At 64.6% G+C, this 10866-nt stretch carries 13 protein-coding genes; 9 read left to right on the top strand and 4 right to left on the bottom strand.

From position 1 onward, the window contains the following. Positions 1-235: 235 nt before the first annotated feature. Positions 236-1033, bottom strand: a complete 798-nt coding sequence (locus LSQ66_RS02300) for an anti-sigma factor family protein (RefSeq protein WP_231768203.1) — start codon at positions 1031-1033, stop codon at positions 236-238. Between the two features lie 229 nt (positions 1034-1262). On the opposite strand from LSQ66_RS02300, the gene LSQ66_RS02295 reads away from it, so the two are divergent. Together LSQ66_RS02295 and LSQ66_RS02290 are read left to right on the top strand one after the other, a co-directional pair. Beyond that, positions 1263-1550 (top strand): HU family DNA-binding protein, encoded by a 288-nt coding sequence (locus LSQ66_RS02295; protein ID WP_050409188.1) that lies wholly within the window; start codon positions 1263-1265, stop codon positions 1548-1550. A 147-nt stretch (positions 1551-1697) separates the two neighbouring features. Continuing rightward, positions 1698-1952 carry an acyl-CoA-binding protein gene (locus LSQ66_RS02290; RefSeq protein WP_231768202.1) on the top strand — a complete coding sequence of 85 codons (255 nt, stop codon included), beginning with the start codon at positions 1698-1700 and terminating at the stop codon, positions 1950-1952. Positions 1953-1976: 24 nt separating this feature from the next. Here LSQ66_RS02290 and LSQ66_RS02285 read toward each other — a convergent pair whose 3' ends face one another. Both LSQ66_RS02285 and LSQ66_RS02280 read right to left on the bottom strand, forming a co-directional pair. After that, positions 1977-2261 carry a polyhydroxyalkanoic acid system family protein gene (locus tag LSQ66_RS02285; RefSeq protein WP_231768201.1) on the bottom strand — a complete coding sequence of 95 codons (285 nt, stop codon included), beginning with the start codon at positions 2259-2261 and terminating at the stop codon, positions 1977-1979. Positions 2262-2303: 42 nt separating this feature from the next. Beyond that, on the bottom strand, positions 2304-3560 hold the full coding sequence (locus tag LSQ66_RS02280) for a putative Na+/H+ antiporter (RefSeq protein WP_231768200.1): 1257 nt from the start codon (positions 3558-3560) through the stop codon (positions 2304-2306). 147 nt (positions 3561-3707) lie between these two features. On the opposite strand from LSQ66_RS02280, the gene LSQ66_RS02275 reads away from it, so the two are divergent. The 5 genes from LSQ66_RS02275 (at position 3708) to LSQ66_RS02255 (ending at position 8476) form a co-directional block, all read left to right on the top strand. After that, a complete protein-coding gene (locus LSQ66_RS02275; RefSeq protein ID WP_231768199.1) occupies positions 3708-5168 on the top strand; it encodes a gluzincin family metallopeptidase in 1461 nt (486 codons plus the stop codon). Between the two features lies 1 nt (position 5169). Next, positions 5170-5451, top strand: a complete 282-nt coding sequence (locus LSQ66_RS02270; RefSeq protein WP_231768198.1) for a protealysin inhibitor emfourin — start codon at positions 5170-5172, stop codon at positions 5449-5451. A 174-nt stretch (positions 5452-5625) separates the two neighbouring features. Next, the gene (gene fdxA, locus LSQ66_RS02265) at positions 5626-5949 is read left to right on the top strand and encodes a ferredoxin FdxA (protein WP_231768197.1); all 324 of its coding nucleotides are present in this window, start codon (positions 5626-5628) and stop codon (positions 5947-5949) included. A 21-nt stretch (positions 5950-5970) separates the two neighbouring features. Then, positions 5971-7038, top strand: a complete 1068-nt coding sequence (locus tag LSQ66_RS02260; RefSeq protein WP_231768196.1) for an NAD(P)/FAD-dependent oxidoreductase — start codon at positions 5971-5973, stop codon at positions 7036-7038. 199 nt (positions 7039-7237) lie between these two features. Then, positions 7238-8476: a polyhydroxyalkanoate depolymerase gene (locus LSQ66_RS02255; RefSeq protein WP_231768195.1), complete on the top strand. Its 1239-nt coding sequence runs from the start codon at positions 7238-7240 to the stop codon at positions 8474-8476. Positions 8477-8524: 48 nt separating this feature from the next. On the opposite strand, the gene LSQ66_RS02250 is transcribed toward LSQ66_RS02255, so the two are convergent. After that, complete coding sequence (locus LSQ66_RS02250) at positions 8525-9310, bottom strand: substrate-binding periplasmic protein (RefSeq protein WP_231768194.1); 786 nt, start codon at positions 9308-9310, stop codon at positions 8525-8527. Between the two features lie 110 nt (positions 9311-9420). Between LSQ66_RS02250 and rsxB the strand changes: the two genes are divergently transcribed. Both rsxB and nth read left to right on the top strand, forming a co-directional pair. Further along, on the top strand, positions 9421-10137 hold the full coding sequence (rsxB, locus tag LSQ66_RS02245; protein WP_231768193.1) for an electron transport complex subunit RsxB: 717 nt from the start codon (positions 9421-9423) through the stop codon (positions 10135-10137). Further along, on the top strand, positions 10134-10781 hold the full coding sequence (nth, locus tag LSQ66_RS02240) for an endonuclease III (protein ID WP_231768192.1): 648 nt from the start codon (positions 10134-10136) through the stop codon (positions 10779-10781). The genes rsxB and nth overlap by 4 nt, the downstream gene beginning before the upstream one ends. Positions 10782-10866 lie beyond the last annotated feature (85 nt).

Below are 10866 nucleotides of genomic sequence, written 5' to 3'. Positions count from 1 at the left end.
CGCTCCGGCTCGTGGCATCTGGCGGACTGATGCGCTATGAAATCATCTGCCTTTGTCGTGTGTCAATGAAAGCAAGCCTTTCCGGGCGTTTTAATGTCTTGGTAAGAACAAAAAGCAACAGTTTTCCAACTTATCAAGCAGTACTTCGCCAGAATGACCAAATTTCGCATGTCCGTGAATACCAAAAAAAAAGCCGGGCATGAAGCCCGGCGTCAACCCTGCCTGCACAGAAAATCTAGCGCTGCCAGCCGCGCTGCATGGCCTCGTGTTCGGCGCGCGGATCGAGCAGCTCGCCGCTGATGCGCTGCTCCACCGCCTGCAGCACGGGGGCGGGCAACTCCGGCGAGCGGAAGCCGCCCATGCGCGGGTTCTGCACCACCATCGGAATGCGCCACTCCTGCCCCACCTTGCAGGCGATGCCCGCCAGATCCTGGGCGTGGCCGCCGCTGACGAAGCTGCGGCAGTAGCCGCCCTCCGTCGACACGAAGCTCGCGCCGATGCGCACGGGGCTGGCCGCGGCGGCGGCCGTGACCGGCGCCGCGCCCGCCAGCTGGGCGCCTTCGGCGGAAAGCTGCTGGTCGAGCGCGACGGCCAGCCGGCCCTGCGCCGTCAGGCCGCCGTCGTGGCTGGAGATGGTGTCGATCTTGCCCAGGTCGGGCTGGCTGAAATAGTCGAGCCCGAACTTCCCGGCCAGCACGCCGATCACGAGCACGCCCGCGAGGGCGCCCCACACCTGCCAGCTCCAGCGGCTGGGCTGGGCCGCCTTGCGCGCGGCCAGCTGGCTCGCTTCGCGCTTCGCGCGCACTTCGCCCAGGTTGATGACAGTGGCCTGGCGCAGCCCGCGCACCAGCTGCGGCGCCGCTTCCCCGGCCGGCGCGAAACCGGCGAAGGCGTTATTGCGCATGGCCTTGTACTGCGCTACGCGGCGCGCCAGCGCGGCATCCCTGTGCATGGCCAGCTCGACGGCGCGGCGCGTATCCGCGCCCAGCTCGCCCGCCGCGTAGGCCATCAGAATCTCGTCCGAAAAGCTCATATCGATCCTCGCTTCGCACCTGTCGGCATCCGCTTCCATATTAGCACCGGCCCGCCAGGTCACTGCGCCCGGCTCGCATGGTGTGCGGTGCAGCATGCCCCGATTGGCGGGGCGTTTGCGGACCTTTGCCGTGGCAAGCCAGCTACTGTATGGGTTTCTTCATCGAGAAAGGATTACATTTGGCAATTATTGTGCTAATCTGCGCGCTCCATTAACCAAGGAGGTAGTAATGAAAAAAGGCGAACTGATTGCAGAATTTGCGAAGCGTACCGAGATGTCCGGCGCAGCCGCCAACGATGCAGTGAACACTCTGATTGCCATCGTTACCGAGCGTCTGAAAAAGGGCGACACGGTCGGCATCACCGGCTTCGGCACCTTCTCCGTCGCCAAGCGCGCAGCACGCAAAGGCCGCAATCCTGCCACCGGCGAAGCGATCAAGATCGCAGCGTCGAAAACCCCGAAATTCTCGGCTGGCGCTACCCTGAAAGCGGCAGTGAACCCGACCAAGAAGAAGTAATTCCCCGGCATTCCGCCAGAACGGCGGTTCAAGGACTCCCTCAGGGATGCCTTGAACCGCCGTTTTTCATTGGAGCGCATCCTCTACGGCAAAGCGCGCCATCCTCGGTATGATGGCGCATCGCAACCCACACAAAGAGGAACAAGAATGAGTCTGCAAGAACAGTTCGACCAGGCCGTGGCCGATTCCAAGAACCTGCCGGAACGCCCGGACAACATGACCCTGCTGAAGATCTACGCCCTGTACAAGCAGGGCTCGAGCGGCGACGCCACGGGCGAGCGCCCGGGCATGACGGACTTCGTCAACCGCGCCAAGTTCGACGCCTGGGCCGCCCTGCAGGGCACCGCGCAGGACGAGGCGAAGCAGCAGTACATCGACCTGATCGAAGAACTGAAGGGCTGATCCGCCCTCTTCCGGCCGGGCCGTTCAGGCCTGGCCCGCAAACACCTTCCGCATCTTCTCCGCCACCTTGCCTTCGATGGCCGGGGCAAAGGCGCCGAACAGGAAGCCCAGCTTGATCTGGAGTTGCGCCTGCTGCGGCGCCAGGGTCAGCGCGCCCTCCACGCCGCTGCGCTCGAAGCGCAGCACGTCGCCCTGCCAGTTGCAGGACAGGCCGAATTCCTCGGCGATGCGTCCCGCCACCTGTTCCGCCGCCGCCCGCGCCTGCTCCGGCGCCAGGCTGTGCGCCTGCACGATGTTGATGTCTGCCATGTACTCTACCGCTTACGCAAAAGGCGCAATGATGCCACAGCCTCAGAGCAGGCGGAAAGCCAGGATGGCGGCCAGGGTGGGCGGCACCGCCGCCAGGAACAGATAGAGCGGGCTGACCGATTCATTGTCGAAGTAGGCCTTCAGGATCGACATCCCGGCCGGATTGGGCGCATTGGCGATCACCGTCAGGCCGCCGCCCGTCACCGCGCCGGTCACCAGCGCGTACTTGAACTCCCCGCTCAGGCCTTCCACCAGCGAACCGAGGTAGGTCAGCGCGGCATTGTCCGTGACGGCCGTCAGCGCGGTCGCGCCGTAGAACACGGCCGTGCTGCTCATGCTCATCAGCAGGTCCTGCAGCCACCACTGCTGCTGCCCGCCCAGCACCACCAGCCCGGCCAGGAAGAAGGCCACCATCAGGCCTTCGCGCAGGATCAGGCGGTCCTGGAAGCGCTCGTAGGCATCCGTCACGCCGAGGAAGAACAGGAAGAGGCCCATGAAGACGGCCGTGTGGTGGGAGAAGGCGACGACACCGGCGAGGAACAGCAGGTGCACCACCACCAGCTGCCATGGCACGGTTTCCTGGCGCTCCTCCAGCGCCGGCCGGTGGGCAGCAAGCTCGCGCCGGAACAGCAGCGTCACCGCCGCCGCATTCACGCATACCGCCAGCGCGGCCTTCCAGCCGATGTGGGTGAGCATGAAGGCCATGTCCCAGTTCCATTTGGCCGCCACCATCAGCACGGGCGGCGCGGCGAAGGAGGTGAGCGTGCCGCCAATGGACACGTTCACGAACAGCACGCCCAGGGTGGCGTACTTCAGGCGTTCGGACAGGCCGCTGGCGAACAGCCCCCTGGCCAGGATCAGGGCGCCCAGCGTCATGGCGGCGGGCTCGGTGATGAAGGAGCCGAGCAGGGGCACCAGGGTGAGCACGATGAAGTAGAAACCCATGCTGCCCGGCAGCGGCACGGCGCGCGCCAGCAGGCCGATGCCGGACTTCACCGTCTGCAGGATGGGCCGGGTGGCCGCCATCACCATGATGACGAAGACGAAGAGGGGCTCGGTGAAATTGCGCCCGTCCAGGTATTCCACGGCGCGCCCCGAGCCGCCCTGCACGAAGATGAACAGCACCAGCACCAGCGCCCAGAAGCCGAACACCACTTCCACCTCGCCCAGCAGATGCCAGATACCGGCGTGGGCAGGGAAGCGCTCGCCCAGGCGCGAAAAGTAGAAGGCCGTGAAGGTGTGCAGGATGGCGATGGCAAACAGGATGGCGCCGGCTAGCTCGATGGGGCTGGGGGTCACGCAGGTTTCTCCGGATTAGTGAGCGGTGCGGGGATTGTACGACAGCGCGAGGTTTGCGCTGGATCAAACGGTCCTTCGGTGCACGGCGCGACCATGGCTAATCGCATGCGGCCCCGCGACCGCACGAGCCAAACAAGGAGATGTACCATGGACGAGAAAGTGATTGTGCCGGTCGAGGCCGTGCTCACCAAATCCGTCGCGCTGCCGGTGGGCTATGTGCCCACGCCCTCCGCGCCCTACCGCATTCACCGCCGGGCCGCCGCGCTGACGCAGCAGCCCGGCCAGCCGCGCCTGAAGAACGCGGGCCTCTCGCCCAGCCTGCCCGCCACCCCGCCCGCCGGTTCGCGCGTGCTGATGTGGAAGCAGGACCCCTCGGTGAGCGAACTGGGCACCCGCAAGGCCTTCATTCCGGGCGTGATCCTGGAAGGCCCGCGCGACGCCCGCATCACCTATGGCCAGCCGGGCATCGCCCCGGTCTCGCCGAACGCCTTCGGCGACTTCATCATGTCGCCCAACACCGACCAGTTCGACGCCGTGCACACCTTCGCCGTGGTGCGCCAGACCCTGACCATGTACCAGCGCGTGCTGGCCGAGGGCGACAGCGGCGCGCCCCTGCCCTGGGCCTGGAACAGCGGCCAGAACACGAATCCCCTGCAGGTCTTCCCGCACGGCCTGCCGAACGTGATGAACGCCTACTACAGCCGCAGCGACCGCGCCCTCAAGTTCGGCGACTTCGTGCCCAGCGGCTCCACCGACCGCATCTTCACCTGCCGCTCCTTCGACATCGTGTCCCATGAAACGGGCCATGCCGTGCTGGACGGCCTGAAGCCCATGTGGATACTGAGCAGCGCCCCGCCGCAGACGGGCGGCCTGCACGAGGCGTTCGGCGACCTGACGGCCATCTTCCTCTGCCTTTCCCAGCTGGACCAGGTGGAGGCCGTGATCGCCCAGACCAAGGCCGACCTGCACGACAAGACCTTCCTCGCCGACATGGCCGAACAGTTCGGCCTGGCGCTGGGCCGCACCAACGGCCTGCGCAATGCGGACAACGACCTGAAGCTCTCGGAAACGGGCAACGAAGTGCACGCCATCTCCCAGGTGTTCACGGGCGCCGTCTACGACATCCTGGCCGACATCTTCGCCTTCGAGCGCCAGCCCGGGCTGGTCGACGACGCGGCCCTGCTGCACCGCGTGGGCAACTACGTGTGCAGCCTGACCCTGCGCTCACTGGTGGCGGCCCCCGACCGCAACGCCAACTATTCGCACGTGGTGAACCAGATGCTCAAGATCTGCGAGGCGGACGGCAAGCCGGTGGAATACCGCAACTTCATCCGCAACCGCTTCGCCCTGCGCGAGGTGGTGGTGTCGCCCGTGCCGCTCACGGACGACCAGCAGTCCGGCGTGTCCCTGGCCCCCATGGTGGAAGACGCGCCCGGCGCGCTCCAGGACCGGCGCGCCTGCTGCGGCACCATGAACAACGCCCAGTACTTCGACCTGGAAGGCGTGCTGGAGAGCGAACGCCAGGCCCTGGCCAAGTGGTGCCAGGGCTACGCGGCGCGCCGGCCCCAGAACGAACCGGCCAGCAGCGAGGAAGAAGCCGTCAAATAAGATGAAGATCACGGTGAAGGGCAGCGGCGGCTTCGCCGGCCTCGTGCGACGGCACGAGGTCGATACGCAGGCCTGCGCCGCCGGCCCGGCACTGGAGGCCGCTGTCCGCGACAGCGGCTTTTTCGCCGCCCCTGCGGCCGAGGAGAGCGTGGGGGCCGATTTCATGCGCTGGACCATCGACATTGCCGACCAAGGGCGGCAGCACAGCATCTCCTTCCCCGAAGACGGCGGGCCCGCCCAGCAGCGCTGGCAGCCCCTGCTCGACCGTATCCTCTCCGCCTGATCCCCCTGCGGCCCGCGCCAGCGCTCGCGCGGGGCGAATTTGCTTATTTGTATTGTGTCTAAGCGCGAATTGTTAGAAAAGTCGAATTGCCTTAAAATACAGTGCTTTGCTGAAGTTATCGTTGCCGAATTTGCAGCAAGCCCACTCCAGCGCCCCCATATAGATAGGACTGTTATGACCCACGTTGTCACCGAATCCTGCATCGCCTGCCGCTACACGGACTGCGTCGATGTTTGCCCGGTCGATTGCTTCCGCGAAGGCCCGAATTTCCTGGCGATTGACCCCGACGAGTGCATCGACTGCGCCGTGTGCGTCGCCGAATGCCCGGTCAACGCCATCTTCGCCGAGGAAGACGTGCCGTCCGACCAGCAGCAATTCATCAAGATCAATGCCGACCTCTCGCGCAACTGGCCTTCGATCACGAAGACCAAGATGGCGCTGCCCGAGGCGGAGCAGTTCAAGGATGTGAAGGAAAAGGCGCACCTGCTGGCGCGCTAACGGATACAGGATAGAAATCGCATGAGTAACGTAAGCACCACCCCTGACGGCGTCATCGAAGCCGATGCCGTCATTATCGGCGCGGGTCCCGTCGGCCTGTTCCAGGTCTTCGAACTGGGCCTGCTGGAGATCAAGGCCCACGTGATCGACTCGCTGAACGCCGTCGGCGGCCAGTGCGTGGAACTCTATCCCGACAAGCCCATTTACGACATTCCCGCCGTGCCGTCCTGCACCGGCCAGGAGCTGACGGACAACCTGCTGAAGCAGATCGCGCCCTTCGAGCCCACCTTCCACCTGGGCCAGGAAGTGACCGTGGTGCAGAAGCGCGCCGACGGCCGCTTCGACGTCGAAACGAGCACCGGCACCAAGTTCATCACCAAGACCATCTTCATCGCCGCGGGCGTGGGCTCCTTCCAGGCGCGCACCATGAAGGTGGACGGCATCGAGGCCTTCGAGAACTCGCAGCTGTTCTACCGCGTGAAGGACCCTGCCCTCTTCGAAGGCAAGAACCTGGTGATCTGCGGCGGCGGCGACTCCGCCCTGGACTGGGCCCTGAACTTCGTGGGCAAGGCCGAATCCGTGGTGCTGCTGCACCGCCGTGAGGAATTCCGCGCCGCGCCCGCATCGGTCGCCAAGATGAAGCAGCTGTGCGACGAGTATGAGATGCAGCTCATTATCGGCCAGGCCAGCGGCTTCGAAACCAAGGACGGCAAGCTGAGCGAACTGCGCGTGACCGGCGCCGACGGCGTGACCCGCCGGGTGCCGCTGGACATGCTGCTGGTGTTCTACGGCCTGTCGCCGAAGCTGGGCCCGATCGCCGAATGGGGCCTGGAGATCGAACGCAAGCAGCTCAAGGTGATGAACACCGAGAAGTTCGAGACCAATGTGCCGGGCATCTTCGCCGTGGGCGACATCAACACTTACCCTGGCAAGAAGAAGCTGATTCTCTCCGGCTTCCACGAAGCCGCGCTCGCCGCTTTCGGCGCCGCGCCCTACATCTTCCCGGACAAGAAGATCCATATGCAGTACACCACCACCTCGCCCAAGCTGCACAAGGTGCTGGGCGTGGAAACCCCGGTGTTTGATTGATCCGACTCAGTCTTCGGACGCCTCCTACAAAAAAGCAGCGGCAACGCTGCTTTTTTTGTTTTACTATCACTATTATCGTTCTACTTACGGCAATTAGTTCGTAAGTGGTGTCTTTCCTCCGGACAAATCGCCTATAATGGTTTCACGATTTCCGTGTCGCACGATACATTACTAGGCGGCACCACCACCAGGAACGACTATGCTTTACCAACTTCACGAGATGCAGCGCACCTTCCTCAACCCGCTGATGCAGTGGGCCGAGGCCTCGTCCAAGCTCTTCAGCAATCCCGTATCGCCCTTCGCCCACACGCCTTTTTCCCAGCGTATCGCCGCAGGCTACGAACTGCTCTACCGCCTGGGCAAGGACTACGAGAAGCCTGCATTCGGCATCGACACCACCACCATCAAGGGCAAGCAAACGATTGGCATCCTTGAGCACGTGGCCGTCACCAAGCCTTTCTGCCGCCTGATCCACTTCAAGAAGGACATCAGCGACAAGGAGTTCAAGGCCCTCAAGCAGCCCACCGTGCTGCTGGTGGCCCCCCTGTCCGGCCACCATGCCACCCTGCTGCGCGACACCGTGCGCGGCCTGCTGCCGGAGCATGACGTCTACATCACCGACTGGACCGACGCGCGCATGGTGCCCCTGTCGGAAGGTCCTTTCCACCTGAACGACTACGTCTATTATGTGCAGGACTTCATCCGCCACCTGGGCCCGGACCTGCACGTGATCTCCGTCTGCCAGCCCACCGTGCCGGTGCTGGCGGCCATCTCCCTGATGGCCACCAACAAGGACCCCAAGCTGCCCAAGACCATGACCATGATGGGCGGCCCCATCGACCCGCGCAAGTCGCCCACGGCCGTCAACAACCTGGCCACGGAAAAGCCCTATTCCTGGTTCGAGAACACCGTGATCTATCCGGTGCCGCCGAACTATCCGGGCTTCGGCCGCAAGGTCTACCCGGGCTTCCTGCAGCATGCAGGCTTCATTGCCATGAACCCGGGCCGCCACGCCCAGAGCCACCGCGAGTTCTACATGCACCTGGTGCGCGGCGACGACGAGCCGGCCGAAAGCCACCGCAAGTTCTACGACGAATACAATGCCGTGCTGGACATGCCTGCCGAGTACTATCTCGACACCATCCAGACCGTGTTCAAGGAATTCCGCCTGCCCCAGGGCACCTGGGAAGTGGGCGGCCAGCTGGTGCGGCCGCAGGACATCACCACCGTGGCCCTGCTGACCGTGGAAGGAGAGCTGGACGACATCTCCGGCGCGGGCCAGACGCAGGCGGCGCACGAGCTGTGCACCGGCATCCCGGCCAGCAAGCAGGAAGACTATGTGGTGCCGCAGGCCGGGCACTACGGCATCTTCTCGGGCCGCCGCTGGCGCGAGCTGGTATGCCCGAAGATCACAGAGTTCATCCGCAAGAACGCCTGATACCAGAAGCCGCTCACCGAGCGGCTTTTTAGTTGGCCCCGAACACAGTCAGTCAACTATGCCTGGCAGTGCACTCTCCGCCTCATTCCCAATACGGCGAAGGTAATCCCGCTCCAGCTTCTGCATGTCCACGCCGCGCGCTGCCTCGTTGAAGGCGCGCTGCAGCGCCAGCCCTTCCGGCGTACGCTTGAAGCAGATGTGCACGGGGCGTTCCCGGAACAGATCGTCGTTGACGGCGATCCGCGCACGGTCGGCGTCCGTGAAGTGCTTGCTGGCCAGGAGGCGCTGCAGGACGCGGCGCTCGATCACGATGGCGGGAAAGCGGCGTATCAGCAGCTTGCGCAGATTGGTCTCGTCATTCACGCCCTCCTCCACCGCGATCCTGTGCTGCCGCACGAGGGCGTCGAAGCGCTCGCCGTTGGCATAGCCAGCGACGGTGCCAATACGGTAGTTCTCCAGTTCCGCCATGTCGCGCACCTCGATGGGCGTGTCCTTGAGATAGGCCAGCACCGTGAGCGTATTCCCCAGCGGGACGGAAAAATGGCAAAGCTTCTCACGCTCGGGCGTGCGCCACACCGGCAGGAAGCCCGCATAGCGCGCATCGTGCAGGCCCAGCTCCATGGCCCGCTTCCAGGGAAAGTAGTCGACCACGGCCTCGCGGCCCAGCTTCGCAAAGACGGGCTGCATCATGGCGGGCGACAGGCCGTGCTCCGGCAGCGAAGGCGAGGCGAAGGGCGGCCATTCCTCGGCCGCCAGGCGCAGTGGCGCCGTGGCCTGGGCGGACAGGCAGCAGGCCAGGCAGAAGCCCAGCGCGGCCGGTTTCAAGAGAGCCATCGTAGTCCCGAAAATTGTTCCGAAGCTATGCTCCCACAAGCCGCGCGGGCCGTAAAGTGGGCATCCGCGGATGAGGGGAATTGCTGCCCCCTGGCGCGGGATGAAGGATAATGTCGTTTTATCGAAAGCACCGCACCGTGACCGACATCAAGCCGCTGGCCGACCGCATCGAAGACGTACTGCCGCAGACGCAATGCACCAAGTGCGGCTATGCGGGCTGCCGTCCCTATGCCGAGGCGATTGCGGCGGGCGAAGCGGAAATCAACCAGTGCCCGCCGGGCGGAGCCGAAGGCATCATGCGCCTCTCCTCGGTCACCGGACGCAAGGTCATTCCGCTCAATCCCGTCAACGGCTTCGAACGGCCGCGTGCTGTTGCCTTCATCGACGAATCGCTGTGCATCGGCTGCACCCTGTGCATCCAGGCCTGTCCCGTGGACGCCATCATGGGCGCGGCCAAGCAGATGCACACCATCATTCCCGAGCTGTGCACGGGCTGCGACCTGTGCGTGGCGCCCTGCCCGGTGGACTGCATTGTGATGTACCCCGTCACGGAAACGACGGGCTGGCAGGCCTGGAGCCAGGCCGACGCCGACGCCGCGCGCGAACGCCACGACTTCCGCAAGGTCCGGCTGCAGCGCGAGCGGGAAGAGAACGACGCGCGGCTGGCCGCCAAGGCCCAGGCCAAGATGGCGGCGGTGGACCGCCTCAATCCCGAGAACGCCGCCGAAGAAGCCGAGAAAGAACGCAAGCGTGCCATCATCGCGGCCGCCATGGAGCGCGCCCGCCAGCGCGCCGAAGCCGCGAAAGCCGACAAAAACGCCGAATGAACCCAGCCAAACGCCACGAAATCTTCCGCCGCCTGCGCGAAGCCAATCCCAAGCCCACCACCGAACTCGAATACACGACCCCGTTCGAACTGCTGATTGCTGTGCTGCTCTCGGCGCAGGCGACCGACGTGGGCGTCAACAAGGCCACGCGCCGCCTCTACCCGGTCGCCAACACCCCGCAGGCCATGCTCGACCTCGGCCTGGACGAGCTGATGAGCTACATCCAGACCATCGGCTTATACCGGACGAAGGCCAAGAACGTGCTGGCCAGCTGCCAGATCCTGATCGACAAGTACGGCGGCGAAGTGCCGCACGACCGGGAAGCGCTGGAAAGCCTGCCGGGCGTCGGCCGCAAGACGGCGAACGTGGTGCTGAACACGGCGTTTGGCGACCCGACGATTGCGGTGGACACGCACATCTTCCGGGTCTCGAACCGGACGAATCTCGCGCCCGGGAAGAATGTCGACATCGTCGAGCAGAAGCTGATGAAGTTCGTGCCGAAAGAGTTCCTGCAGGACGCCCACCACTGGCTGATCCTGCACGGCCGCTACACCTGCCTCGCGCGCAAGCCCCTGTGCTGGAACTGCCTGATCGTCGACCTCTGCGAATACAAAGCCAAAACCCCCGCCCCCGCCAACGCCTGAGCCCGTGTCCAAGTCTGGTGCCAGGGAAGAAACTTGGACACGAACCCGGCACTAGGCGCGCAGAGCTGAGCTCGTGTCCAGATTT

The organism is Massilia endophytica (genome assembly GCF_021165955.1).
Taxonomy (GTDB): domain Bacteria; phylum Pseudomonadota; class Gammaproteobacteria; order Burkholderiales; family Burkholderiaceae_D; genus Rugamonas; species Rugamonas endophytica.
The sequence above is the reverse complement of the archived record's forward strand: the minus strand, read 5'-3'. Positions and strand labels throughout refer to the sequence as shown.

Bases quoted from the DNA above. Each gene is read 5' to 3' on its own strand.
- LSQ66_RS02300 (WP_231768203.1), bottom strand. From the start codon at position 1,033: ATGAGCTTTTCGGACGAGATTCTGATGGCCTACGCGGCGGGCGAGCTG.
- LSQ66_RS02295 (WP_050409188.1), top strand. From the start codon at position 1,263: ATGAAAAAAGGCGAACTGATTGCAGAATTTGCGAAGCGTACCGAGATG.
- LSQ66_RS02290 (WP_231768202.1), top strand. From the start codon at position 1,698: ATGAGTCTGCAAGAACAGTTCGACCAGGCCGTGGCCGATTCCAAGAAC.
- LSQ66_RS02285 (WP_231768201.1), bottom strand. From the start codon at position 2,261: ATGGCAGACATCAACATCGTGCAGGCGCACAGCCTGGCGCCGGAGCAG.
- LSQ66_RS02275 (WP_231768199.1), top strand. From the start codon at position 3,708: ATGGACGAGAAAGTGATTGTGCCGGTCGAGGCCGTGCTCACCAAATCC.
- LSQ66_RS02270 (WP_231768198.1), top strand. From the start codon at position 5,170: ATGAAGATCACGGTGAAGGGCAGCGGCGGCTTCGCCGGCCTCGTGCGA.
- fdxA (WP_231768197.1), top strand. From the start codon at position 5,626: ATGACCCACGTTGTCACCGAATCCTGCATCGCCTGCCGCTACACGGAC.
- LSQ66_RS02260 (WP_231768196.1), top strand. From the start codon at position 5,971: ATGAGTAACGTAAGCACCACCCCTGACGGCGTCATCGAAGCCGATGCC.
- LSQ66_RS02255 (WP_231768195.1), top strand. From the start codon at position 7,238: ATGCTTTACCAACTTCACGAGATGCAGCGCACCTTCCTCAACCCGCTG.
- LSQ66_RS02250 (WP_231768194.1), bottom strand. From the start codon at position 9,310: ATGGCTCTCTTGAAACCGGCCGCGCTGGGCTTCTGCCTGGCCTGCTGC.
- rsxB (WP_231768193.1), top strand. From the start codon at position 9,421: ATGTCGTTTTATCGAAAGCACCGCACCGTGACCGACATCAAGCCGCTG.
- nth (WP_231768192.1), top strand. From the start codon at position 10,134: ATGAACCCAGCCAAACGCCACGAAATCTTCCGCCGCCTGCGCGAAGCC.